Annotated in this window: 36 protein-coding genes, 1 tRNA gene and 1 pseudogene; 22 read left to right on the plus strand and 16 right to left on the minus strand. The window is 33.5% G+C overall.

What is annotated here, in order from left to right; all coding sequences use genetic code 11:
• Nucleotides 1-67: 67 nt before the first annotated feature.
• The gene (locus tag OEW78_RS05355; RefSeq protein ID WP_300325203.1) at nt 68-580 is read left to right on the plus strand and encodes a transcription elongation factor NusA; all 513 of its coding nucleotides are present in this window, start codon (nt 68-70) and stop codon (nt 578-580) included.
• 2 nt (nt 581-582) lie between these two features.
• Nucleotides 583-1,869 carry an aspartate--tRNA(Asn) ligase gene (gene aspS / locus OEW78_RS05360; protein WP_300325206.1) on the plus strand — a complete coding sequence of 429 codons (1,287 nt, stop codon included), beginning with the start codon at nt 583-585 and terminating at the stop codon, nt 1,867-1,869.
• 74 nt (nt 1,870-1,943) lie between these two features.
• On the opposite strand, the gene OEW78_RS05365 is transcribed toward aspS, so the two are convergent.
• On the minus strand, nt 1,944-2,168 hold the full coding sequence (locus OEW78_RS05365; protein ID WP_300325209.1) for a hypothetical protein: 225 nt from the start codon (nt 2,166-2,168) through the stop codon (nt 1,944-1,946).
• Nucleotides 2,169-2,292: 124 nt separating this feature from the next.
• Between OEW78_RS05365 and OEW78_RS05370 the strand changes: the two genes are divergently transcribed.
• Nucleotides 2,293-2,541 (plus strand): hypothetical protein, encoded by a 249-nt coding sequence (locus OEW78_RS05370; protein WP_300325211.1) that lies wholly within the window; start codon nt 2,293-2,295, stop codon nt 2,539-2,541.
• On the opposite strand, the gene OEW78_RS05375 is transcribed toward OEW78_RS05370, so the two are convergent.
• The gene (locus tag OEW78_RS05375) at nt 2,542-2,673 is read right to left on the minus strand and encodes a hypothetical protein (RefSeq protein ID WP_300325215.1); all 132 of its coding nucleotides are present in this window, start codon (nt 2,671-2,673) and stop codon (nt 2,542-2,544) included.
• Nucleotides 2,674-2,834: 161 nt separating this feature from the next.
• Here OEW78_RS05375 and OEW78_RS05380 point away from each other — a divergent pair, with 161 nt between their 5' ends.
• Nucleotides 2,835-3,110, plus strand: a complete 276-nt coding sequence (locus OEW78_RS05380; RefSeq protein WP_300325218.1) for a hypothetical protein — start codon at nt 2,835-2,837, stop codon at nt 3,108-3,110.
• A gap of 364 nt (nt 3,111-3,474) precedes the next feature.
• Here OEW78_RS05380 and OEW78_RS05385 read toward each other — a convergent pair whose 3' ends face one another.
• The 3 genes from OEW78_RS05385 to OEW78_RS05395 form a co-directional block, all read right to left on the minus strand.
• Complete coding sequence (locus OEW78_RS05385) at nt 3,475-3,627, minus strand: hypothetical protein (protein ID WP_300325221.1); 153 nt, start codon at nt 3,625-3,627, stop codon at nt 3,475-3,477.
• Between the two features lie 666 nt (nt 3,628-4,293).
• Nucleotides 4,294-4,485 (minus strand): cold-shock protein, encoded by a 192-nt coding sequence (locus OEW78_RS05390; protein ID WP_014964711.1) that lies wholly within the window; start codon nt 4,483-4,485, stop codon nt 4,294-4,296.
• Nucleotides 4,486-4,548: 63 nt separating this feature from the next.
• Nucleotides 4,549-4,860, minus strand: a complete 312-nt coding sequence (locus OEW78_RS05395) for a translation initiation factor eIF-1A (protein ID WP_300325301.1) — start codon at nt 4,858-4,860, stop codon at nt 4,549-4,551.
• 102 nt (nt 4,861-4,962) lie between these two features.
• Here OEW78_RS05395 and OEW78_RS05400 point away from each other — a divergent pair, with 102 nt between their 5' ends.
• Complete coding sequence (locus OEW78_RS05400) at nt 4,963-5,526, plus strand: YkgJ family cysteine cluster protein (RefSeq protein WP_300325225.1); 564 nt, start codon at nt 4,963-4,965, stop codon at nt 5,524-5,526.
• A 69-nt stretch (nt 5,527-5,595) separates the two neighbouring features.
• Nucleotides 5,596-5,907, plus strand: a complete 312-nt coding sequence (locus OEW78_RS05405) for an AsnC family transcriptional regulator (RefSeq protein ID WP_300325228.1) — start codon at nt 5,596-5,598, stop codon at nt 5,905-5,907.
• Between the two features lie 328 nt (nt 5,908-6,235).
• On the opposite strand, the gene OEW78_RS05410 is transcribed toward OEW78_RS05405, so the two are convergent.
• Together OEW78_RS05410 and OEW78_RS05415 are read right to left on the minus strand one after the other, a co-directional pair.
• Nucleotides 6,236-6,547: a hypothetical protein gene (locus OEW78_RS05410; RefSeq protein WP_300325231.1), complete on the minus strand. Its 312-nt coding sequence runs from the start codon at nt 6,545-6,547 to the stop codon at nt 6,236-6,238.
• A 53-nt stretch (nt 6,548-6,600) separates the two neighbouring features.
• Nucleotides 6,601-7,653: an alcohol dehydrogenase gene (locus OEW78_RS05415; protein WP_300325234.1), complete on the minus strand. Its 1,053-nt coding sequence runs from the start codon at nt 7,651-7,653 to the stop codon at nt 6,601-6,603.
• Nucleotides 7,654-7,747: 94 nt separating this feature from the next.
• Here OEW78_RS05415 and OEW78_RS05420 point away from each other — a divergent pair, with 94 nt between their 5' ends.
• From OEW78_RS05420 to OEW78_RS05470, 11 genes are all read left to right on the plus strand, one after another.
• Nucleotides 7,748-8,425, plus strand: coding sequence for a chromosome segregation protein ScpA (locus OEW78_RS05420; RefSeq protein WP_300325237.1), 678 nt, complete (start codon nt 7,748-7,750; stop codon nt 8,423-8,425).
• A gap of 17 nt (nt 8,426-8,442) precedes the next feature.
• Nucleotides 8,443-9,015: an SMC-Scp complex subunit ScpB gene (locus OEW78_RS05425; protein WP_300325240.1), complete on the plus strand. Its 573-nt coding sequence runs from the start codon at nt 8,443-8,445 to the stop codon at nt 9,013-9,015.
• A 68-nt stretch (nt 9,016-9,083) separates the two neighbouring features.
• Complete coding sequence (locus OEW78_RS05430; RefSeq protein WP_300325243.1) at nt 9,084-9,467, plus strand: 30S ribosomal protein S8e; 384 nt, start codon at nt 9,084-9,086, stop codon at nt 9,465-9,467.
• A gap of 1 nt (nt 9,468) precedes the next feature.
• On the plus strand, nt 9,469-9,768 hold the full coding sequence (locus OEW78_RS05435) for a signal recognition particle subunit SRP19/SEC65 family protein (RefSeq protein ID WP_300325246.1): 300 nt from the start codon (nt 9,469-9,471) through the stop codon (nt 9,766-9,768).
• Nucleotides 9,769-9,842: 74 nt separating this feature from the next.
• Nucleotides 9,843-10,109, plus strand: coding sequence for a Gar1/Naf1 family protein (locus OEW78_RS05440; RefSeq protein WP_300325249.1), 267 nt, complete (start codon nt 9,843-9,845; stop codon nt 10,107-10,109).
• On the plus strand, nt 10,109-11,062 hold the full coding sequence (locus OEW78_RS05445) for a TFIIB-type zinc ribbon-containing protein (RefSeq protein ID WP_366523037.1): 954 nt from the start codon (nt 10,109-10,111) through the stop codon (nt 11,060-11,062). Before OEW78_RS05440 ends, OEW78_RS05445 begins: the two co-directional genes overlap by 1 nt.
• 87 nt (nt 11,063-11,149) lie before the next feature.
• Nucleotides 11,150-11,920: a Fe-S cluster assembly ATPase SufC gene (gene sufC, locus OEW78_RS05450; RefSeq protein WP_300325255.1), complete on the plus strand. Its 771-nt coding sequence runs from the start codon at nt 11,150-11,152 to the stop codon at nt 11,918-11,920.
• A 142-nt stretch (nt 11,921-12,062) separates the two neighbouring features.
• The gene (locus tag OEW78_RS05455; RefSeq protein WP_300325304.1) at nt 12,063-12,161 is read left to right on the plus strand and encodes a hypothetical protein; all 99 of its coding nucleotides are present in this window, start codon (nt 12,063-12,065) and stop codon (nt 12,159-12,161) included.
• Between the two features lie 45 nt (nt 12,162-12,206).
• A complete protein-coding gene (locus OEW78_RS05460; protein ID WP_300325258.1) occupies nt 12,207-12,881 on the plus strand; it encodes a chlorite dismutase family protein in 675 nt (224 codons plus the stop codon).
• Between the two features lie 111 nt (nt 12,882-12,992).
• The gene (locus tag OEW78_RS05465) at nt 12,993-13,991 is read left to right on the plus strand and encodes an aldo/keto reductase (RefSeq protein ID WP_300325261.1); all 999 of its coding nucleotides are present in this window, start codon (nt 12,993-12,995) and stop codon (nt 13,989-13,991) included.
• A gap of 7 nt (nt 13,992-13,998) precedes the next feature.
• Nucleotides 13,999-14,337, plus strand: a complete 339-nt coding sequence (locus tag OEW78_RS05470; RefSeq protein WP_300325265.1) for a hypothetical protein — start codon at nt 13,999-14,001, stop codon at nt 14,335-14,337.
• Here OEW78_RS05470 and OEW78_RS05475 read toward each other — a convergent pair.
• The gene (locus OEW78_RS05475) at nt 14,334-15,350 is read right to left on the minus strand and encodes an Lrp/AsnC family transcriptional regulator (protein WP_300325307.1); all 1,017 of its coding nucleotides are present in this window, start codon (nt 15,348-15,350) and stop codon (nt 14,334-14,336) included. The two genes, OEW78_RS05470 and OEW78_RS05475, sit on opposite strands and share 4 nt — an antisense overlap.
• A gap of 103 nt (nt 15,351-15,453) precedes the next feature.
• On the opposite strand from OEW78_RS05475, the gene OEW78_RS05480 reads away from it, so the two are divergent.
• Genes OEW78_RS05480 through OEW78_RS05495 form a run of 4 tightly spaced genes read left to right on the plus strand, consistent with a single transcriptional unit; the run spans nt 15,454 to nt 18,688 of the window.
• Nucleotides 15,454-16,107, plus strand: a complete 654-nt coding sequence (locus OEW78_RS05480; protein WP_300325268.1) for a bifunctional precorrin-2 dehydrogenase/sirohydrochlorin ferrochelatase — start codon at nt 15,454-15,456, stop codon at nt 16,105-16,107.
• A complete protein-coding gene (gene hemA, locus OEW78_RS05485; RefSeq protein ID WP_300325271.1) occupies nt 16,104-17,369 on the plus strand; it encodes a glutamyl-tRNA reductase in 1,266 nt (421 codons plus the stop codon). The genes OEW78_RS05480 and hemA overlap by 4 nt, the downstream gene beginning before the upstream one ends.
• 30 nt (nt 17,370-17,399) lie before the next feature.
• Nucleotides 17,400-18,380, plus strand: a complete 981-nt coding sequence (gene hemB / locus OEW78_RS05490; protein ID WP_300325274.1) for a porphobilinogen synthase — start codon at nt 17,400-17,402, stop codon at nt 18,378-18,380.
• Nucleotides 18,377-18,688, plus strand: a complete 312-nt coding sequence (locus OEW78_RS05495; RefSeq protein WP_300325276.1) for a hypothetical protein — start codon at nt 18,377-18,379, stop codon at nt 18,686-18,688. Before hemB ends, OEW78_RS05495 begins: the two co-directional genes overlap by 4 nt.
• Before the next feature lie 8 nt (nt 18,689-18,696).
• On the opposite strand, the gene OEW78_RS05500 is transcribed toward OEW78_RS05495, so the two are convergent.
• The 6 genes and pseudogenes from OEW78_RS05500 to OEW78_RS05525 all read right to left on the minus strand — a co-directional run bounded on the left by OEW78_RS05500 (nt 18,697) and on the right by OEW78_RS05525 (nt 23,037).
• Entirely contained in the window at nt 18,697-18,927 is a 231-nt protein-coding gene (locus OEW78_RS05500; RefSeq protein WP_300325279.1) for a hypothetical protein, read from the minus strand.
• 20 nt (nt 18,928-18,947) lie between these two features.
• A complete protein-coding gene (locus OEW78_RS05505) occupies nt 18,948-19,388 on the minus strand; it encodes a hypothetical protein (RefSeq protein WP_300325284.1) in 441 nt (146 codons plus the stop codon).
• Between the two features lie 247 nt (nt 19,389-19,635).
• Nucleotides 19,636-21,186 (minus strand): annotated as a pseudogene (locus tag OEW78_RS05510) (gamma-glutamyltransferase).
• A 152-nt stretch (nt 21,187-21,338) separates the two neighbouring features.
• Nucleotides 21,339-21,965, minus strand: a complete 627-nt coding sequence (locus OEW78_RS05515; RefSeq protein ID WP_300325286.1) for an HD domain-containing protein — start codon at nt 21,963-21,965, stop codon at nt 21,339-21,341.
• Nucleotides 21,966-22,586, minus strand: coding sequence for a hypothetical protein (locus OEW78_RS05520; RefSeq protein ID WP_300325289.1), 621 nt, complete (start codon nt 22,584-22,586; stop codon nt 21,966-21,968).
• A gap of 350 nt (nt 22,587-22,936) precedes the next feature.
• Nucleotides 22,937-23,037: transfer RNA gene (locus OEW78_RS05525), tRNA-Leu, on the minus strand.
• A gap of 120 nt (nt 23,038-23,157) precedes the next feature.
• On the opposite strand from OEW78_RS05525, the gene OEW78_RS05530 reads away from it, so the two are divergent.
• The gene (locus OEW78_RS05530; protein WP_300325292.1) at nt 23,158-23,472 is read left to right on the plus strand and encodes a DNA-binding protein; all 315 of its coding nucleotides are present in this window, start codon (nt 23,158-23,160) and stop codon (nt 23,470-23,472) included.
• Here OEW78_RS05530 and OEW78_RS05535 read toward each other — a convergent pair.
• Nucleotides 23,466-24,071, minus strand: coding sequence for a hypothetical protein (locus OEW78_RS05535; protein ID WP_300325295.1), 606 nt, complete (start codon nt 24,069-24,071; stop codon nt 23,466-23,468). The two genes, OEW78_RS05530 and OEW78_RS05535, sit on opposite strands and share 7 nt — an antisense overlap.
• 64 nt (nt 24,072-24,135) lie before the next feature.
• Nucleotides 24,136-24,371 (minus strand): hypothetical protein (locus OEW78_RS05540; protein ID WP_300325298.1); only part of this gene is annotated, 236 nt, incomplete at its 5' end.

Genomic DNA, 24,371 nt, shown 5'->3' on the forward strand with positions numbered 1-24,371 from the left:
AATCCTGAATTTTTATTTTGCACTAAGGGATATAAACAACATTATCGGAATGAAAAAGTCGATTCGAATGAAATTACCAATTTGTGGCTTTGATGCAAAAAACGCAATTCTTTGTCCTCAGTGTGAAAACAAGGTAGAATCAGGAAAATTAACCAAAGCAGATGTAGATGCATCAATGAATCTTGCAAATATTGCAAAATCAAATAAAGAAATTGAAAATTTTACATTATATTCATGCAAAGAATTTGATGGGAATTTTGTATTATCATTAGCAAAAAATGACATCATGATCATCAGACAAAGTCGTACATTATATCGAATATTACAGGAGCAATTCAAAGGGAAAATTTGGCTTGTGGAGGCAGATGAGACAGACAAGCGATTTATAGAAGATTTGTTCTTTCCAACTAAAATTTTATCAATAAATGAAGTATGGGCGCCAGGAGGAGTTCAAAAAACAAAGGCAGTAGTTTCAGGCAAATGGACTCCTAAATTTCCAATAGATACTGAAAAAGTCGTTCACATAGTCAAGAATGCCCGAAACCTTGACATTGAGATAGAATTCGAGGATAAAAGATAGAAATGGTTTTTGTAAAAACTCACGATATTTCAGAATTAAACCAAGATTTGATCGGCAAACAAGTTGTTTTGGGAGGATGGATTGAGGATTTAAGGAAATTGGGAAAAATGTCATTTATTACACTACGTGATGTATCAGGGATTTCACAAATTATTGTCAAAGGGGAGCTAAATGACAATCTAGGGGAAATTAATCGTCAAAGTGTTGTAAGTATCAAAGGAATTGTACAAGAAACCAAAGCCCGAGATTTTGCATTTGAGATAAAGGCAGAAGAGATTGAAGTTTTAGGAAAAGCTATTCATCCATTGCCAGTAGATCCAATAGGAAGAATAGAAAGTAATATCGATACAAGATTAAATCATCGCGCATTAGATATGAGAAATCAGAAGACAGCGTCAATTTTCAAATTACGTCATCATGTTTTACAATCATTACGAAAAACTCTGGTAGGAAAAAAATTCATAGAGATTACAACACCAAAAATAATAGGAAGTGCTAGTGAGGGAGGAGCAGATTTATTTTCATTAGATTACTTTGGAAAAACAGCATATCTTGCTCAAAGCCCACAATTATACAAAGAACAAATGACAATTGGATTAGAAAGAGTGTTTGAGATTTCAAATTTCTATAGAGCAGAAAATTCCCACACAGGAAGACATTTGACAGAATTTACTAGTATTGACATTGAAGCTGCGTTTATGGACTATGAAGATGTCATGAATGTTTTAGAATCACTTGTACTTGCAGTTTACAAAGATGTTTCAGAAAAATGTAAAACAGAACAAGAGGCAATTGAGCATGAAATTAAAGTTCCATCATCACCATTTGAGCGAATTACATATTCTCAGTGTATTGAAGAATTGAAAAAAAAAGGTGAAAAAGTAGAATTTGGTGATGATTTGCTTGACTCTCATCTTAGAATCATAGGAAGAAACCATCCAGGATTTTACTTTTTGACAGACTGGCCAATGAAATTAAAACCATTTTACATCAGAGAAAAAGATGAAGATGCAACACTTTCGCGTTCATTTGATTTACAGTACGGATTTTTAGAATTATCATCAGGAGGAACAAGACTTCACAATCCCGAGATGTTGAAAGAGAGATTGAAAGAGCAAGGTTTAGACCCAACACAATTTGCAGACCATCTTAAAACATTCGATTGGGGAATGCCACCACATTCAGGATGGGGAATGGGTTTAGACAGATTAATGACCACAATTATCGGAATAGACAATGTTCGAGAAGTTGTGTTATACCCAAGAGATCCGGATAGATTGAGTCCATAAACATCTCAAAATAACAATATCAAACAAATCCAGAGGATTTTTAAATTTCAACAACATGAATTGTGGAAATGAATCTAACATTTATCCCCACAGCCAAAATCATTTTTTTGGTTTGCCAACATTAATTGCCACAATTCTTGGTCAGTAAATCCTGCTTTTTTCTTTGCACAATCAAGGCAATAGCGTTCTTTAGGAAATAATGGATTTTCAATAAAATTCTCCTCTCCCAATACACATACTTTACAACCATCACCTGAACAAGTATACTGTTCTAAATGATTTTCACAATTACATGTCATTTTATCTGTTCTTTGTGGTATTGTTTACATATTTTTTATTTTCTAAATCATATTGATTATTTGAACTCAAGATAAATGATATAATTTCCAATACGCTTAAGTTCATTATTATTCAATAAAATTCATGATTGAACAAATCGATGCAAAAAAAGTCGTAGAAGTCATTGGAAACAATCTCATCGGAGTGTCTCACGATTCAAGCAGTTTTGCAAAATTGCCTGATTCATTTTGGGGATACTTTGCAAGAGGTCACGACAAAAAAGGAACATTTGGAGTAATTGTGACTTATTCTGAAGAAGGTAAAGATGTAGATGAAATAATCAAAATGTATGAAGAATGGGCTGTAAAAAACAAGACCAAAAGTTCAGGATAATTATTTTGTTTCTTTGAGTAATTTACGATATCCATGGCACTCTTTACAGATAGGCTTTCCTTTGTATTTTGGATTTCCATCAGAAATTTTTAGTGTGCCGGGTACTGCTTTACAAATACAACAAACAACCATAGCATTATATTGAAAAATCCAATTAATAAAAATTGATATTTTCTGAAAATAAATAAATTCAAAGAAAAGAATTCAGGATAGTGTACAAATGTGATTATTGTGGATCATATTTTGGGGATAGAATATGCTACTTTTGTGAAAAAAGTTGTTGCACAAATTGTATGACTGATGATAGAACACGTTGTAAGAACTGCTACATTCAAAAACGAAAATTAAGTCCAAGACAAATAATCAAGAAAAACAAATCTCTTTTGATTTTTGTAGTATTGTTGTGGCTGTATGCTGTGTTTCCAGGCCCATTCATTCCAGGACTAGATCCTAGCTTTTACATGATTTCCGTGGTTGCTGCAGTGTTAATTATGATTCCAGTTGGATTTGCAATGTTTTTTTGGTCACTGAATCCCCCTAAATCAGACATAAAAAAAAGAAAAGATTAGCAAAAAATCAAATTTATTACACTTTTTGATGATTAACAAAAAAATAGAATCAATTTTCATGAATCTAAATTATGAAGTGTTTTTGCGGATGGTCCAAAACCAGAAAAAATACATGAATACATTCAGAAAATATCTGATCCTAAATATTCTTGCCACTAGGTGGGAATTAAGATCAATCTTAAATATGATTTTGACTTAATAGTTATGACGAGAAACTGTTGTTCTGCGTAGTAGGATGATAAGTCTGGAAAACACATCATGTTAGGAAATACGTCCTTGAATCAAACGTGTTTTCCACGTATCTCGTTGTTTTATAATTCAATTAAAAATAACTTCTAGATACTAAACAGAAATTCATCTGAAATTAATTTAGAGCAGATGAGTTTGTGTGAAGTAATTTAATTTGTATTTGAGCAAGTTGCGTAGGATTAAGATGGCATTCTGCACACTCTAGACTACAATAATCACTTACTCTATTCTCAAATACTTTACCACAAAATAGACACTTTTTTTCCATTAGATAATTAGTACACTTTTCATTATTAAAATATTGAATTTTTATCATATTTGAGAAGGAATTTAGTATCTAAGAATAACTATTACAACCATCTTCCAATCAAAATATGGAGAAAGAGTCCGTTCTCTGGAAATTGTCTGCAACATCTACAAAGTATTTCCATATGACTTGACAATCTCTGCAAATAGAACATCCTGTTTTCTTATAAGCAAATCATCCATCCATTCAGAAATCATTGGGTCAGAGGTTATCTCGTGATGTTTGTTGAATTCTCTAAACTCGCAGTCTGGAAAAGAGAAATGATCCGAAGGGAGTCTAACTACATCACCTCATTTTGAGAGTTTTTTGATGTAATTGTATACCGTATGTCTGTAGACTCTAATTGATTGTACGATCTCTGTAGATCTTAGCTGATATGGCCTATTCCCCTTTGCAAATAATCGGTTAATCTCCTCTAGGATGTCATCGGGAGTTGCTCTTTTTTCAGAGGGTCAGACGGCGGCGAGCCATGTCTCATTCAAGCGTTGAAAAAATTTGGAAAAATACTGGAAATTATAAAAATAATGAAATGCTCACAAATCTACAAATTTAGTGTTTTAAAAATAAGAAAAAGATAGACTGGTTTAAGAAAACAAAGATGAAATCTTAAAATAAAAAACTTGTTGCCTATGCTGTTTTTTTGACTTGTTGTGCTGCTGGTCCTTTTTGACCTTCGCCTACTACAAACTCGACTTTATCGCCTTCGTTGATGAATCCGTCAACATCTGATTTGTGAACAAACAGATCGTCTCCACCTTCTCTTTCAATAAAACCAAAGCCTTTAGTACGGTTAAACCACTTTACGGTGCCTTGTTCCATTTGATTCTAAAACAACTAACTCACTATATTAACTAAGATATCAAAATGAAATTAAACTGAAGACTAGAAATCCTTTGGAATGTGATTATTTTCTTTAAGCCATTCAACTTGAGGCAAAGTAAATCTCCAAACAATATCACCACGTTCAGCATCTTTGAAATCCCAAGGAGCAATAATTACAATATCGTTATCTCTGATCCAAACTCTTCTCTTTAGTTTACCACGAATTCTTCCACGTCTAGTAATACCATCATCACATTTGATCATGACATTTTCTCCTCCAAGCATTTTCAATACACGCCCAAAGAGTTCTCCTTCTTCAGGCAATCTAATTTCCTTTAATGCACTTTCATTTTTTACTTGGCGCTTACCCATGATGTTTATCATCATGATGAGCATATAACTGATAGGGTTTTCAGGAAGAAAACCAACAAAACCATGCATAAGAGATTTTTAGTCAAGATATAGAAATTAAATGTGGAATTTCATTGTATAGAAGATTGTGCTCAATGCTGTATTGAAAGAGAGTACTATCCAAGTAAAAAATTTGGCAAAATAGGAGTGTTGATTCTTCCAGAGGAAAAAGATAGAATTGAACAACTTGCAATCAAAAACAAATTAGAAATCAAAATTTTGCCAAGAGTGGGAATTTCTGAAAGAAATGATTCTAGCCCAAGTAAAGTTTTGGCATATCAATTAATGGGTTCTGAAAAAAATGGTAATACATGTCCGTTTTTAGATACAACCAGTGGAAAAAAATCACCGCATGGTGGATATCCATGTAAAATTTACAACAAAAGACCATTAGCATGTACAGCATACCCTTTGATTGAATCAGAGCCAATAACACTGGATCAAAAATGTAAATTCTGCAAAGAGCATGGAAATGCACATGCCAATCTAAATTCAGAAATAGAATCTCTTTTAAAAATTAAAGAAAAAATGATTCCCGAATTTCCAGTAATTTGGAGGTACGCCACAAACATTGGCGAGATTGAAGATCAAGAAGTGATGGATTCAGGATGGATTTTAGAAAAATAACATAGTACAATAAAGGAAATAAAGTAAATTTAACCAAAAATACAAAAGGCATTAAGATTTTGTATAATCATGAGGGAGGATGTAGGATCCAACCTATATAAAGTAGATCAAAAAATCATAGAAATTCTAAACGACAATGCAAGAACACCCTCAAAAGAAATTGCAGCAGAATTAAAAAAATCAGGGCATGATGTGTCAAATAGAACAATCAGAAAAAGGATAGAAAGACTAGAGGAAAATGGAATCATCAAAGGATACAAAGATGTTCTAACAGATGTATCAGGGATAAATGAATATCAAGCAGTGTTGATGAAGATAAAACATTCAGAATCACTAGAATCGGTGAAAGAGTCTCAAAGAATTCATCACAAAATTAGATAAATATCTTCTAGTATCAGACATGGAAGGAGAATTGAAATATTTGTTTTGTTACAAGTAAACTCTGAAAAATCAAACATAACTCAAAAAAGGGTAGAAAATTTTCAGATGAATTAATAGATTACAGGATAAATGAAATAGACATTAAAGATGTGAATATTTTAAACATGTCCTTGTTTTTATTGTAATATAGAATATTCAGACTCTGCAACAGCAATTGATTTTTTCACTTCATCAATCGTGAATGGTTTTTAGATAAATACAGAAACTTCAGTACTCAAAATATTGTGAATACATGCAGTATTTTTTCATCAGCTGTGATAACAATGATTTACAAATCAATTTTTTCTTTGAGTAATTTTGTACCAACAACATCACCTTCAAGATCAGGCAATCCTATATCAAGAAGCATTATAGGTTTCTTTGTTTTTAGAAATAATTCACCAGATTCTTTAATTTTATTTTTAGATGTTTTTCCTTGACGAGTTTTACATTCACCTGCCAACATATACAATAAAGCAGATTTTAGTAATCCAGATTTTTTTAATGATTCAGATTGTTCTAAAAGTAAGGTGTGAGATGTAATAAATTGTTTATTTTTAAGATGGGTTAGTGTAACTTCACAACTTGTTTTAGTATTCAACAGGATCACTGAATTTTTTTCTATTATAAAATTTTAGAGCGACATATATAGAATCAGGGATTGATTACTGCACGTCCAAGAATTTTTCGTGCTTTAAGATCCTCAAGAGCATTATTTGCCTCAGATAAAGAATATCGTTTAGAAATCACAGGATTGATTGTACCTTTTCGTGCAAGATCAAGAAGATCCACCATGTCATTGTAATTTCCAGTATATGCACCTTGAATGATTATGGATTTCATTGGAATGGTAACTAGCGAAATTTCTAAAGAGCCTCCAAAAAGTCCTACCAATACAAGATTTCCTCTTTTTCTTAAAACAGCTAAACTAGTTTTTACTGTTGGAGGAGCATTGACAAAATCAACTACACTGTCAGCGCCCTTATCATTACATATTGAGAGAATCTTTTTGACAGTTTCAGGATCTTTAGAGTTGACAGTGAAATGAGCACCCATATTTTTTGCAGTTTCTAATTTTGCATCATCCAAATCAACACAAATAATCTTAGCATCGGTAATGGCACTAGCAATTTGAACTCCCATTAATCCAAGTCCACCAGCCCCAACAATCACCAAAAACTCTGGTGAATTTTGGTTCGCCTTTTTGATTGCAGTGTATGCAGTAAGTCCAGAGCAAGCAATCGAAGTAGCTGCGTCAGGATCAACACCGTCAAGTTTTGCTAAATATTTAGAATTAGGAATTAAAACATAATCAGAATAACCACCATCTTGGAAAACACCCATAGATCTTGGAGCATCACATAGATTCTCATTTCCAACGTTACATGCAGGACATTCTCCACATCCAATCCAAGGATAAACGAGAACAGCATCCCCAATTGAAACATTAGAAACACCGTCACCTATTTGTTCAACAGTGCCAACAATTTCATGTCCGGGAGTTACAGGATATTTTACGCCCCTATCAGTGACTTTCATAAATTGACCATCACCTAGATCGTATCCCCCTTCCCACAAGTGCAAATCACTATGACATACACCTACAGAGGATACTTTGACTAGAACTTGAGGGCCTTGAGGTTTAGGATTTTCGGTTTCAGATAATGCAAGCGGCTCATTAGGGCCGGTGATCCTAGCTGATTTCATAATGTGGTTTCTCATACTAACAATATAAGAGTTGACTGGATGTGAGAAAAAAATAGAGCCCTTAGATATTATTGAATAGGCAAAGAGTTATGATGTGAGCGAAACTCAAACTCCAAATAGCATTTCTCAGGAACCAGTAAACATTCTGTTTAGTCCATCGGCAGTTGTTAAAAAAGATGTTTGGGAGATTGATCTTATTCAGATTTTGAATTTATTGATTAAGATTCTTGAAAAAACAGGAAAAAAAGATCTAAAGGTAGCAGGAATGGCTGCATTATCATCATCATTAATCTACAGAATGAAAGTGGAAAGTATTTTTGCTTTACAAAAAGCTGCAATGGAGAAAAAGCCAATGCATCAGAGAACAGACATAGATATTGAATTAATTGATATTCCATACAGACATGAATCTACATATCCAGTCTCATTAGATGATTTGTTAGGATTATTACAAAATCTAATTGGGACAATTGCAAACCCACAATCTAGACGCAATAAATCATTGGAGATAGAACCTATCGAAGCACCAGATTTCCAAGAGTTTTTCATTTCACTTGAAAGCATAATTGGAAAGTATGAAGACTTGATAATGAAGAAAATAGCAGCAGTGGGATTTGGTGTATTGCAAGACATTATTGCAGATTTGGATCAGGTAGATTCCATCAGATGTTTCTTTGCAGCATTATTTTTAGCAAGAGACCAAAAAGTAGATCTAGAACAGGTTGACGATGACATTAAAATCATCCTTATGAAAGATGAGTTAGTGAATTGATCAAGGAGACAAAATAATTGGCAAAAATAGAGAATCCAGATGAAGCAACAGCAAGAATAGAAGCTGCATTGTATTCAGCAGGAAGGCCATTGAGAGTAGAAGACATAGTAAGAGCATCAGGTACAGAATCAAGAACAAAAACTCTAGAATTGCTTGAAAGGATTATGAAAAAAACAAAGTCGGCATTCAAAGCATTGGAAATCATAATGCTTCCAGATGGTTCCTATGTAATGCAGCTAAAACCAGAATATAGTGCTACTGTCAAAAGATATGCATCAAAACCAGTTTTACCAAATGCGACACTCAAAACATTATCTTACATAGCATACATGCAACCAATATCATCAAAACAACTTGTTGAAACAAGAGGATCCGGCGTCTATGCACATCTTAAAGAATTAAGACAGTTAGATTATATCAGTCATCAAAATGTGGGACGAATGAAAATATACACGACAACTGAAAAATTCCAAAAATATTTTGGAATTCAAGGAGACGTGGAAGATCTAAAACAGAGATTATTCTCCAAAGTAAGAAAAACTGCTAGTAGACAAACAGTTACTCCACAAATTGCTACAGAAGTAAACTGAGTAGATTTTTTACTTTATGGCTAATTTTTTGCGTTTTGTATAAATTAGAGTAATTCAGACATCATTTCGTGAAAAAATCCGTAGAGAACTTAGCAACCAGCAAGATCACTGGAGGAAGAAGAGTTCCATTAAGAATCAGAAGAAAATATGAAACTGATAGATATCCAAATGAACCAATTAACGGTGCTCAAATAACAGTTACAAGAGATGTTAGAGGTAAAAATAAAAAAACAGCTTTGAAAGCGATTGATTTTGTTAATCTAGCAACTGGAGATGCTAAAGTAAAGAAAACAAAAATCATTAAAGTATTAGACAATACAACAAACAATGATTACAAAAGACGAGGTATAATTACAAAAGGTGCAATTCTTGAAACACAAGAAGGAAAGTGTAGAGTAGTTTCAAAACCAGGACAAATCGGAATCGTCAACGCAATTTTACTAAAGGAATAAAATGAAAGATTACGAGCATGTCGTAATCTGGTTGGATTATTTCAACAAGAATTTAAAAAAATCTAAAGGCAGAAGATTAGGATTAGAAAAATGTGTATTTGATCCTTCATTAAAAGAACTAATGGATGCCACTAAAGACAGTGGTTTTGAAATCACAGAGTCAGATGACAAAGTAAGATTCCCCAAAAGACCGTTTGTGAGGTCGGGCTATGTTATTGTGCCAAAAGGATCCTCGAAGACAAAAATTCTTAACAAAATTTCAGAAAAGTTAGTGTATAAAAGATCAAAGCAGACAAAATAAAATCAAATCTAGCTCTTAGCTAAAGTAAAGTTGACAGAAGTCTATGATAAGAATATGGTAATTACTAATTCTAATTGCAGGAGGTAGGCGAAATAATGCACCTAGCCGGTAGTGGCAGGGTAATCATTCAACTATCAAAAGAATTAGTTGAAGGACAGATACTCTGTGACGAAAAGGGAACTAGAGTTGCAAAAGTAAATGAAATGATAGGTCCAGTAAATAGGCCGTTTGCATCAGCAACGCCATTGACAAACAATATCAAAAAATACATTGGCAAAAACGTTTTTGCATCTCAAGAATCTCCTGCTGACAAACCAAAAAAATTTAGGAGAAGAAAATGATGAACATATTAGAAAAACAAAACTGTCCTGAATGTAGATCTACATTAGTAGATGACATGCAGAATGGTGAAATAATCTGTTCTGGTTGCGGCGTTGTCGTCGATGATCAGATTACAGATTTTGGTCCAGAAACAATAAGCTCAAACTTTGAAGACAAGATGAAGCTTGCAAGAGCAACAGGACAAACAACCTATTCTCAACATGATTTGGGAATAACTACTGAGATTTCAATCAGTGCAAAAGACTTTAGCGGAAAAACAATCAACCGGGAAGTCGCAGGTCAAATGAACAATCTCAGAAAGTGGCAACAAAGAGTAAGAGTTTCCACACCAAGAGAAAGGAGATTAGCTAATGTTTTAGCAAAAATGGGCGAAACATGTGAAGGTCTTAATCTTTCAAAGAATGTTTTGGAAACTGCATCTATGATATACAGAAACTTGGATGGACATGTGGATGTAAAAGGAAAATCAGTAGTAAGCATAACAGCTGCTACAATTTACATGGCATGCAAACAATGTGATGTAGTAAGATCATTAGAAGAGATTTGCCGAGGAATTTGTCCAGCAAAAGATGTTAAATCAAAAACAAAACTTGCAGCTAGATACTATAGAACCATGGTAATGGAAATGGGACAGTTACATGCACCAGTTGTTACCATGGACAAATACATCTCAAAGATAGCAAACATGACACATACAGAGGTAAGAGTTGAAAGACTAGCCTTGGAAATTGCAGAAAAAACTAAAGACAGCAGTATTGCAGATGGAAAGGCTCCAAACGGAATTGCCGCAGCATATCTGTATGTGGCATCAGTTTTACTTGGACAGAACGTTCTACAAAGAGACGTTTCAAGTATTGCAGGAGTCACAGAAGTCACTATCAGGAATAGATGTAAAGAAATTCTGACATGCTACAAACTCAAAATTACTTTGAGACCATCTCTGGCCAACTAACCACACCCCCTCTTTTCATTTTATTATTTAGATTAGGATTAGCTAAATTTCGTCGGTATTATATAGAGAATCAGAATAATTCAGAACATGGCAGTCTTAGAAATCAAAGATCTTCACGTATCAAGAGAAGGTAAAGAGATTCTCAAAGGCGTCAATTTGAAAACAGGTCCTGGCGAAGTACACGCCATCATGGGACCAAATGGTTCAGGAAAAAGTACGCTAGCATACACATTACTTGCACATCCAAAATACGAAGTTACAAAAGGAGATATTTTGTTAGATGGCGAGAGCATTTTAGATTTAACAGCAGATGAAAGAGCAAAAAAAGGATTATTCCTAGGATTTCAATACCCAACTGAAGTTTCAGGGGTAGGATTTTCTCACTTTCTAAGAACAGCATATAATTCTCTGAGTAAAGCACTTGAAGGTGATAACAGAGAAGTATTCATCACAGTAAGAGAATTTCAGAAATATCTTAAAGAAAATTTGGAAAAAGTTGGATTGAAAGAAGAATTCCTTTCAAGATATCTCAACGAAGGTTTCTCAGGAGGAGAGAAAAAACGGGCAGAAGTATTACAAATGGCAGTTTTAAAACCAAAAATCTCTATCTTAGACGAACCAGATTCGGGACTAGATATTGATGCAGTTCAAGCAGTAGCTAAAGCAATCAGCAAGGTTGCAGATAAGGATGCAACAATAATCATAATTACCCACTATGCTAGAATTTTGAAATTCCTAGACAAGTTAGACTTTGTTCATGTATTTGCAAGAGGTAAAGTATTGAATACAGGTGATGCATCACTTGCAGACAAACTTGAAGCAGAAGGATATGAATGGGCTTTAGAACAATCAGCCTAATCAAATTTAACCAGAATAATCTTTCAGAAACTATTGATTTACAAAGTTACAGTAGAATTTTCTAAGGAATTTTTAGACATAGAAAAAAATCAAAATAAGAGTAAGAACAAAACCCGTCAAAGGAGAAGTAAACAAAGAGATAATTAGAAAAATTGCAAAACATTTCAAAATATCGACAAGTTTAGTTCAAATAAAATCAAGACACAGATCATCTGAAAAAATCATCGAAATTCTAGAATAGATAATCTAGTTTTTGTTTAAATAGGGTTTCAAAATTAAAAAGCACATGTCAGAAGAAAATAATCAATATTATTTTAATTTCTCATTTTTCAAAGTTGATCCTAAATGGAGATGGATGGCAGACCTTGCAAAAGAAGAATCTGCAAAAGAAGTCGAAAATGTAATTAATAATTCAGGAATCATGTATAGGACATATTCAAATTTAGGACTAAGAGACGATGCAGATTTTTTGATTTGGTTTGCTGCAAAATCAGTAGAAGAGATTCAAAAAGTAATTGAGAAAATATACAAGACAGTTTTTGGAAAATACATCATCCCATCAAGAACTTATTTGTCATGTACAAGACCATCCCTCTATGTCCAAGAACAAAAGGCTCACGGTTTTGTTACAGGTAGTGACCCAAAGAAACACGTTATAGTTTACCCATTTACAAAAACAAGAAAATGGTATCTACTGCCAAAAGAAAAACGCCAAGAAATAATGGATGAGCATATTGAAGTCAGTAAGAAATACCCACAAGTGGTTCTCAATACAACCTACTCCTTTGGAATTCATGATGAAGACTTTATGCTAGCATTTGAAGTAGACAACATCAAAGATTTTCAAGATCTAATAATGGATTTAAGAGAAACCCAGGTCTCATCATATGTTAAAAATGATATTCCAATGATAGTGTGCGTGAAAAAAGATATCGTCCCAATGATTTCCAGTTTAGGGTAGAATTTAAAAATAATTTTAAATGAAAATAGGTTTAGTCAATTTAAAATCCAAATATCATGGATGCAAATCTTGGATAAACATAAATGATGAAATTTAAAATAAAAAATAGTTTTGAAGTATAATAAATTAGGAAAAACAGACATTGAGATTTCAGAAATAGGATTCGGAGCATGGGCTATTGCTCTTGATTGGTGGGGTAAGAAGATTGATGAAGATGAAGCAAAAAGAATGCTCAAAAAAGCATACGATGTAGGAATTAACTTTTTTGAAACAGGTGACTTGTACGGTAAAGGATTAAGTGAAAAATTGATTGGTGAAGTATTCAAAGACATGAGAGATGAAATTGTTATTTCGACAAAGTACGGTTATGATTTTAGCAATGTTGAACAAATAGGACATAAAGAACTTCCACAAAGATTTGATGAAGATTACACTAGAATGGCATTAAGAAACAGTTTAGAAAGATTACAAACAGATCATCTTGACATGTATGGTGTACATAACCCAAAACTAAAAGATGTGAGAAACAATTCAATATTCAATCTTCTAGATAGTTTCATTGAAGATGGCTCCATTAAGACATACCAAATTGCTCTAGGACCTGCAATAGGATGGACTCAGGAAGGTTTAGAAGCAATGGACAAATCCAACATTAGTGCAGTTCAAACAGTTTACAATATTTTAGAACAAACTCCAGGAAATGAATTGATGCAAAAAGCAGTGGAAAAGGATGTGGGAATTCTAGTCAGAGTCCCAGAAGCATCAGGTATTCTTACAGGCAAAGTTAATGCAGATACAAAATTTGATGATAATGATCATAGATCAGTTAGAAAAAGAGAGTGGCTCAAATCAGCATTGGAAAAAGTTGAACAATTCAAACCAATTGCAGACAGGAATGGGTTAAGCATTACAGAATTTGCAATGAAATTCATGATGACAAAGAAAGGATTTGCAACAGTACTTCCAACTATGATCAGCGAAGAAGAAGTTGTCAGTTATGCGGAGATATCAGATGGAAAATACATTTCAGATTCAGATATGAAAGAAATTGACGAGTTGTACAAGACTTGGCCTTCTTACGAATTAAAAGCAACTCCTCAGGCAAATTAATTTCTAAATGGACAATCCAATAGATTTTGAAAAAACACTAGAAATCATTGAAAGAATGATGTTTGCCAAGATAGGCAAATACAAAAAATGGGAATCAATAATTAAAAAAATTAGAAATTATCAAAAGTGGAGTCCAGAAGAATTAGAGTATTATTCAAACATAACAAGAATTTACAAAGATTCAGGTATCACGCCCAGAAGCAAGATATACCACACAAAACTTTCAGAACTAGATGAAAAGCCACCATGTAAAGAATGTGGAGAGAGATCCCAATTTTATTGCAACATGAATGATCAATATTTTTGTACAATCCATGTCATAGGACATGATGAAAATGAATTCTAAGATGCAGAAATTGTTTTTTCTAAGCTGAAAGAATTTTCTACAAAATATTCTACACGTGTTTTTTTGAATTCGCGAGAACTAAAGAGGATTTGATATTCATCAACATGTATTTGATCCTGAATTGTTTTTGCCATTTCATGTGCCTCATCATGTGTTTTGCAATGAATCATTGAAAATACATTGTAAGGCCAATCAGCATATGTTGGTCTTTCATAGCAATGACTTACTTGTGGGAATGAACCAAGAGTTTCACCCACTTTGGAGATTCTATCTTCAGGAACCTTCCATACAATCATACCATTAGCAGTAAAACCAACCTGTCTATGTCTTAAGATAGCAGCAAATCTTCGCATGACACCTATGTCTTCATAGTATTTCATTTTTTCAAATAATTCATCCTCAGTAATTCCAAGATTATTTGCAGCGTTTACAAAAGGCTCATCAATTATTTCCATATCTTTTTGTAATTCTCGGACAAAGTTTTTGTCTTCTTCAGTTGGAGTAAATTTTACATTTTTGATTTCTTTTTTCTCTTCACTTGGTGCAACGTCATGTTTTTTCTCATCTACCATGTCAAGTTTAACACCGATTTTGAATAGTTGTAGAGTTGGAAGCATTCTTACTTTTTTGATTCCATTTAAAACATTGAATTTTTCAAGTTCTTCTTTCAAATCAGCGCCAGGAGGAACAGCCAAAGTAAACCAGAGATTGAATTGGTGATCTCGTTCATAATTATGACTAACCCCAGGGTGACGATTAATTTGATTTGCAACATATTCTAATTTATCGTCTTCAATCTCCATTGCCACAAGAGAGCTAGTATAACCCAGTTTTCTTGTATCAAAAATTGCACTTAGTTGTCTTAGAATACCATTTTCTTTAAGTTGGTTTAATCGTTGTTTGACGTCTTCAGGGGTAGTATCAAATTTTTTAGCGATAGCATCAAAAGGTCTTGTTACAAGTGGGAAAGTCCACTGAATCTCATTTAGAAGTTCTTTATCAGAATCATCCATAGAAGTCAATAATTCAAGAACTTGCTCATTCAATTAAAAATGTAGCTGGTAGTTTGTGCCTTGATTTTTAATACATAAATAGAAACCGAAGTCCTTTTGATCGATGATAGTTGATCTAAATCTACAGGGTAAAAAAATAATCATCGTTGGAGGGGGAAATGAAGCCCAAAAGAGAATCAATTCAGTAATCAAGCAAGGATGTCACATCACAGTAATCAGCGATTCAGTGAATTCACAAATCAACAAACTATCCAAAGCCAAAAAGATCACATTGCGAAAACAAAAAATTTCAGATACAAAATTTCTTTCAAAACTCAAACCAGATCTAGTAATCACAACAACAGATAACAAGAAAATCAATCAAAAAATTATCAATGATGCCAAAAAGAAAAGAATCATCGCATACAGTTCAGATAATCCTGATGAAAGTGACTTTTCTAATCCTGCAATAATTAATTTTGAAAACATGATTCAGATTGCAATTTTTACCGGCGGAAAAAGCCCTGCAATGTCAAAGAAAATCAAAGACAGATCAGAGGAATTATTCAAAAAAATCATCAGCAAAGAAGACATTGCTCAAATTAAGATCCAAAAAAAAGCAAGGGAAATGGCCAAAGAGATGATAGCCACTCAAGAGCAAAGAAGAGAATGTTTGCATAGTATCATAAATGATAATGAGATTGATCAGTTAATAAAAGACGGACAGGTGAAAAAAGCTGAAAAGCAAGCAATTACAATATTGAGGAATTGGAAATGAGTCAAAATATCATCAATGCACGGGTTACTTTTCGTAATTCACCAATTCACATTCTAGAACAATTTACGATAAAAGACATAGAAAAAGCATATGAAGAATTCAAAAATCAATCAGGATTGGATGAATGTGTAATCATTCAAACATGTAACAGAATAGAATTATTTGGAAAATCTAAAACATATGACTCAGATAAAATCAAAAAAACATGGGCAGCAATTACAGGATTAGAAAAAGAAGCATTTAATGAAAATATTGAATTTGTCGAAAATCAAGAAGCATTACATCATTTGTTGAAATTGACCTCAGGATTAGATTCAATGGTGTTAGGCGAAGAGCAAATTCTAGGACAAATAAAAAAATCCATCACATCTGCAAGAGAAGTGAAAGCATCAGGACAGCATCTTAACACATTGTTTGACAAAGCAATCAGAATAGGGACTAGGATTAGAAACTCAAGTGGAATCGGAGCAGGTGGAATTTCAGTGGGTTCCATGGCAGTAAAGCTTGCAGAAGAGAATATTGATGAATTAAAAACAAAAAAAGTATTGTTGATTGGAACTGGAGAAGTATCCACACTAGTTGCAAAGTCATTGCAAAGAAGAGGCTATACTTTTGATGTCACAAGCAGGACATTGGGAAGATCAGAAGCGTTTTGTGAGACAATGGGAGGGAATCCTATAAAATTTGAAGAGGTTATTTCAGGATTTGACCACTATGATGTAATATTTGTGGCAACAACTGCACCATATTTTCTTGTAACAAATGACAGAATTGCAGAAGCTATGAAAAACAAAAACAACGGAATGATGATTTTAGACTTGTCAAATCCCAGAACAGTGGATGAAAAAGTTGCAACAGTTGGAGGGGTCAAATTGATGAATTTAGATCAAATTGCAGAAATGGTAGAAAAGAACATGAATGCACGATTAAACAAGGTCAAAACCGTTGAAAATATAATTAATGAAGAAGTATCGGTATTAGAAGCCTCAATGAAAAGACTAGATGCAGAACCACTTGTAACAGACGTGTTCAAGAATATAGAGAACCTAAGAGAAAAAGAACTGCAAAAAGCACTTCAAATGCTCAATGAAAAAGATGAAAAGAAAATCAAAATCATTGAAGAACTCACAAAAGCAGTAGTAGAAAGCATCGTGTCAACTCCAATGAACAATATTAGAAAAGCATCAGAGCAAGGAAACCCTGATGTGGTAGAGTTGGCAGGCAAACTCTTTGACTATAAAAAACAAAAACAAGTAGACTAGGATTATATTTTACCTAGAGAGAATTTTATCATGTCATTTCCAACTAGACGTCTTCGTAGATTAAGGACATCTGATAAAATGAGAGAATTAGTTCAAGAAATAACTCTTTCTCCAAAAGATTTCATCTGTCCAGTATTTGTTCAAGAAGATTTGAGTGAAAGGGTCAAAGTTGAATCAATGTCAGAAATCGAAAGACTGCCATTAAAGGATGTGAATGAGGAGGTGAGTACAATAATAGATTTAGGAATACCTGCAATCATGCTTTTTGGAATTCCAACTAAAAAAGATGAAGTAGGAACTTCAGCTTTTGATGATAACGGAATTGTTCAAAAAGCAATTGTACAGATCAGGGAAAAATTTGGAGATAAAATAGTAATAATGGCAGATGTTTGTCTTTGTCAATTTACATCAACAGGTCATTGTGGAATTATTCAGGGAAATAAAATCGATAATGATATCAGTTTAGAAACACTTGCAAAAATTGCAGTAAGTCAAGCAAAGGCAGGTGTGGATACAGTATCACCATCAGCAATGATGGATGGTCAAGTTGCAGCAATACGAAAAGCACTTGACGATGAAGGATTTACAGATGTTTCAATAATGTCACACTCTGCAAAACATCGTTCAAACTTTTACTCACCATTTAGAGATGCTGCTGAATGTGCACCAAAATTTGGAGATAGAAAAACATACCAAGTTCCATTTACAAATGCCAGAGAAGCAATGATGGAAGTAGAAACAGACATTGATGAGGGAGTAGACATTGTAATGATTAAACCAGCATTATCATATTTGGATTTAATTGCAGAGACAAGAAGAAAATACAATGTTCCAGTTTCAGCTTATAGTGTTTCTGGAGAATATGCTCTAGTAAAAGCTGCATCCCAATTAGGATATGTAAATGAGAAAGACATCACATTAGAAATTCTACATTCAATTAAAAGAGCAGGAGCAGACATGATCGTAACATATTTTGCAAAATCAGCTTCAAGATTCCTTCAAGAATCATGAGAAACGACGAACGTTTTGAGATTCAGAGAGCATTTGATTTAATGCCACATGTAATAGGTGCAAGCTGGACTGCGGTTTGGTTTAGAATGAAAGGAATCAAAAAACCAACCAGAGAAGAATTCAGAGATAAAGCTATAGAATATTTGCAATTAGCCGAGCCCATCTTTGACTCTTACCCAAAAGAAGAAGAATTTGCAGAAATTATCAAATACATCGGATTTAGAAAGAATGAAGAATATGAGAAAATCAAAGCAGGAGAAAACAAAGAGATTGAAACACGCTACGACAGATACATAGATTATGGCTAAAATTGAAATTATTCTAACACAATCAAAGTGCCTGTCATCATAGTATGATCAGGGTCACAATACAATTTGTCTGGATTGTACGGCAGACCACAATAGAATGTAAAAACACCTGGAGTATCTGCAACAAAAGTTACAATATCTGTTCCTTCTCTTGGTTCAAGCATTTCGGAATTTACACCAAATTTTGGAATTGATAATGTGTGTGCATGCTTTCTTGGATTAGTAATCTCAAGAACCACAGTATCGCCTTGATTAACAATTATGATATTTGGTTCCCATCTGTGTGTTCCACAAATGCTATTGCTTCTTTTCCACCTTCATTTTCGACTTCGGCATAGAACTCTACTTCTTCCATACTGATTTGGAATGTTCTAGTTTGAGGATCTTCATTAACAGGAATTGTTTGAGAAGATTGAGAACTCATCATTCCTTGACCCATCATGTCTGGACTCATCATGTGACCACCCATCATATTTCCATTCATCATCATGTTGCTTCCCATCATCATGTTCATCATGTCTTGATTTGTCATCATGGAATCTATCATTCCTTGATGATTCATCATTTGATTCATCATCTGCTGTTGCATTTGAGGATCATTCATCATGGTGTTCATCATTGGCCCCATCATCTGATTCATGTGTTGAGGATTAGACATCATCATATCATGCATTTGTTGCATTGATTGAGGATCATTCATTATAGTATTCATCTACTGGTTCATGTATTGAGAATCATTCATCATTGGCATTGTAGAAGTTGTTGATTGTAAAGCAACATAACCTATTCCTATACCTGCAAAAAATATACCAACGGCTACTCCAATTAAAATTCCCTGGTTAACCAATAGAATGTATTTGAATTTTTAACATATTAGGTTGTTGAGCATAATCAAAAATGATTCTAAAAATCTAGAACGAATTTTATGTCTAAAAGATCTGAATTAGTCAACCTATCCCTTTTGCAATCCCATCTCGTCTTACTTCTGCAATTCCTTGAAATCCTTTGGAACTTTGTTTTTTAATTACGGCATGAATTGCGCCATGATAATATGAATAAGATTCTTTTAATTCTATTTTATACCCTAGTTCTGCTAAATAAGGAATTATACGATCATTAAATCGTTCTGCTTCTATGGTAATTTTGCCATCAACGGTACAATGAATTCTTGGTTTGTCCATGGCATCATTTGGGCTAAGGCCTGAATCAATCATAGATGATATGAATTGGGCAGTTACAGTAGGGATTCTATCACTGCCAGGTGTTCCAAGAGTCATCCAAGATTTGTTTTTGTGAAACAATATAATAGGAGCAACTGATGTCCAAGGACTTGAATTTGGACGCAAATAATGAGGGTAATTGATATTTTCATATTCAAAAGATGACATATAGCAATTATACAAAAACCCCAAACCGTCTGCTGCAGCTTTTGAACCATATACTAATTCAACAGATTGAGTAATTCCTGCAGAATTGCCTTCATCATCCATTACAGAAAGATGTGTAGTATCCTCATCATGGAATTTTACATTATTGTTGGATATCTGGATTCCATCAATGATTGATTCGGATAAATGTTTGAGAAAAGACTTGTCAAATAATAATTTGTCATCAATTTGTTTGTATGTAGCTACATCATATGGACGTTGAGTACGAAATGAAAGAGATCTCCTGAATGTTTCTACCTAGTGATAAAATTCCAACCTGTTGTTTTTGATGGTGTTAGTAGGAAGTTGATTTAGTAGCATCAAAATAAGCAGCAATATTCTGCCCACTGCGGGAGGAGGAAATGTTTTGACTGTCATGTTCCTGTGTTTTCCAACAAGGGGTTCACGTTCAATTATTTTTGGAATTAAAACTAGATCCTCTTCTCGCAGTAATCCATTATTTTTTTGCATGTCAGCATCTATCATTTTCGGAATTTTTCCATGATAAAATGATCTATATCTGTTTTCAGCAAGATATGTCAATAATTCTGCCAAATCATCTTGGACAAAAAGATCTTTTGTGTCGTAAGGTGTTGTTCCATCTTTGAGAAAATACTTTGCTCCAGATTGAGACTTTACTTTGTTAAAACTTTCTAGTTCACGTTGTTGCAAATCATGTTGAAGTGCTGTAATTCTGTATCCTTTTTTTGCAATCCTTATTGCAGGTTTTAGTATTTGAGCCCATTCAAGATTACCATATTTCTCATTCAAAAACCCCATAACTGCAACAGTGCTAGGAACTGTTGTGGACTTGTAGCCTATTGATCTATCCAATTTATTTTTGAATTTACTAGGTAAAGCTAAAGAAGGAGCCCTAGTAGAGCCATCTATGCAAATTGTCTTTCCATTAATGTGAATTATTCCCATGGATTGACCTCCTATTCCAGAAGATTGAGGCTCACATACGCCTAATGCCAGAGCAGTGGCACATGCAGCATCGATTGCATTTCCGCCTTTTTTGAGCATTTCAACGCCTGCATTTGTGGCATCAGGAAAGGCAGATGAAACCATCCCTTTTTTAGATTCTGAGAATTTATGATTACTAGTAGCCTGAAAAGATTTTTCAATTTTTTCTAATAGATTCAATTGATTATTTCAAATTTTTAACTTATAACAATATTTTCATCAAAAATTATCAAATTTAGATAAGAGTTTTGATAAGGTCAGGTAGAAATTTCCTTTCTAAATTGTTTTAGAAATTCCCTGAGCACTTTAGTTCGCTTTTTTGCCTCAATTCTACCGGATTTTGTATTCATTAGTGAATCTAGTTTTAGTAATTTTTGATAAAAATGATCCACAATCCATGTTTTGTCATCAGGAGATCTTGTTTTACAAAAAGGATCATTGAAATTGTAAAAAGGTCTTTTAAGAGAACCCCCTGTTGCAAAAACTCTTGCAATACCAATTGCACCAATAGCATCTAGTCGGTCAGCATCCTGGAGGATTTTTCCTTCAATTGTAAGAGGTTTTTTGTTTTGTGAAAAACTATGATCACGTATTGCTTCAGAAACAATAATTATTTCATTTTTAGAGAAATTGTATTTTTTTAAAATTTGTTCTGCTTTTTTTGCGCTATGAATTGAAGATAATTTAGAACGTTTGTCAGATTTTGAATACGAAACAATGTCATGTAATAGTACTGCACAGAGGACTAATTTTTCATTTGCTTTTTCTTTTTTACATATTTTTTGAGCATTTTTGTACACTCTCATCACATGTTCAAAATCATGTGCAGAATCATTATCCATGATTTTTTTTACTTTATATTTTATAGAATCAATATCTTTCATCTAAAATCTCCAAATTTTTGGTTTGACAAATTTTATTTTTCTTTGAGTTATTAAAAGAGTCCAATTGATAGATGCAAAAAGAATAATCAATGCTACGCCCGCACCATCAATCAATAAAATTCCAATTAGACGATCCTCAAACAATTCTAAGAAGGGGGTCAAAATAGCATTACCAGAATAAATCATGACAACATATGAGATAGTTCTGCCAAACCAAAATCCTACATAGATACCCAAACTTTTTGCACGCATTAGACCATATGCGATAAACAACATATTACTTGGAAGTGGAGTTGCTCCAAACAGAAAAGATGCAATCATATAACCATATTTTTTTCGGTTCAGATAATCACCAATCACATCAAGATTAGTTTTTTGTTCTTCTGCAACAAATCTTCTAAAGAGAACACTGATCTGCTTTAGAACAAATCTTCCAAGCGTAGCTCCTGTAGCTCCAACCATAGCAAGGATTACAACATTCAAAGTTGGATCAAGCAGATAAAATGAAGTCAAGATGATCCAGCTTGGGGGCATCAAAATTGGAGAGGCATTTACTCCAATTAGTACAAGGAAAACTCCAAAATATGAAAATTTTCCAAAAATTTCAAAAACATCTAACATCTTTCAAAAAATGTACTCTTTTTTTGCTTCTAAACCCTTGGATTTTAAAACAGTCATGAAAAAATTTTATTATGATCTAAAAAATTATAAAAATTACATCTTTTTTGAAACAATGATCATGTATTGTAAAAAATTGGATCAATCATGCAATATCCTTATAAGTAATTTATGCCTAATCTGACCATGTCAGAGATGGTTTGGAAATGTTTTAGATGCAATTTATCATTCAAAGACGATCAAGTTGCTAAAATGCACAAGGATATTTCAGACCATTCGATTACAAGAGTAAAGACAATTGTCGCATAATTTCTAAAATTTTATAATAATTGACAATTTTAATTAAAATTTAATGCAGAGGGTGGGATTTGAACCCACGAACTCCTGAGAGAAGGGATTTCCTATTTTATGGATCTTGAGTCCCTCTCGGTTGACCGGGCTTCGATACCTCTGCAATGAGAGGGGGTATGGACCAATATTTCTCGATTACTATTTTAACAAATCTACAATCTGATCCATTATTTTGATAATTTTTTAACAAAGCTTTTAATCGTGTGAAATGGTTTCAAAAATAATGTCAGAATTCATACCAATTTCCGAAGCAAAGAAAATGCGAAGTGGAGTTAATGTTGAAGCTGTTGTTAAAAGCAAAGGAGACGCTAGAACTGTGAATCTCAAAAGTGGTGGAACAGTAGATGTTTGCGATGCAATTATTTCTAACGGCGAAACTGATGAGGACCAAATGAAACTCACATTGTGGGGCGACGACATCAAAGCAGTGAACGTAGGCGACAAAGTTGTCATTACAAATGGATATACAAACGAGTTCAAAGGTGAAGTGTCCTTAACCAAAGGCAAATTTGGCAAAATGGATATCAATCCTCAATAATTTCTTTTATCATCTAAATTATTTTTCACATCTACTAAAATTATAATCACACTAATTATTGCAACTATAATACCTAAAACAAGTAAGAACCCAGAAATCAAGAGAGGGACAATCATATTCATTACAGGAGAGTCTGGATTTGAAAGAGCATCAGAATTTTCATTATATTCAGAAATCATCAAAATTACATTTACAGGATTAGGACCGGTGTTTTTAATTTCAAAATTAAGAGAATCAGACAGGGTAATTTCCAAGGCTTTAAATAAAATTGGTTCAAACATTACAAATTCACCATAATCATCTCCAAAAATATTTGAAATTTTAATCAACAAAGCATCGCCCGAATTATAATCAATTATCTGAACCCCCCAAAGCAAGGAAGCGTCATATGAGGATACATCATATGTCACATATGTTAACTCGCCAGGCATGATTTGAATTTCACTAGTAATCTGATCAAACATCCCTTCAAACAAAGACGCCATGGAAAGATCATTTGGATCAGTGATGTTTGAGGGTACTGTAGAAACAGCTATAGTAAGTGAAATTGCAACTAAAACTAAACCAACAGTTGCAATTATCAATCCACGTTTTTTCATTTTAAAACAATAACACAGTACTCAATTTAACATCATGGAAAAGTTTTGAGATAGGAATTAAAGATTATCGACGTCTAGACTTCTTTTTAGCTGCAGTCTTTTTCTGTGCGGGTTTCTTTTTAGCTGCAGTCTTTTTCTGTGCGGGTTTCTTTTTAGCTGCAGTCTTTTTCTGTGCTGGTTTCTTTTTAGCTGCAGTCTTTTTCTGTGCTGGTTTCTTTTTAGCTGCAGTCTTTTTCTGTGCTGGTTTCTTTTTAGCTGCAGTCTTTTTCTGTGCTGGTTTCTTTTTAGCTGCAGTCTTTT

Source organism: Candidatus Nitrosopumilus sp., from assembly GCF_029882185.1.
GTDB lineage: Archaea > Thermoproteota > Nitrososphaeria > Nitrososphaerales > Nitrosopumilaceae > Nitrosopumilus.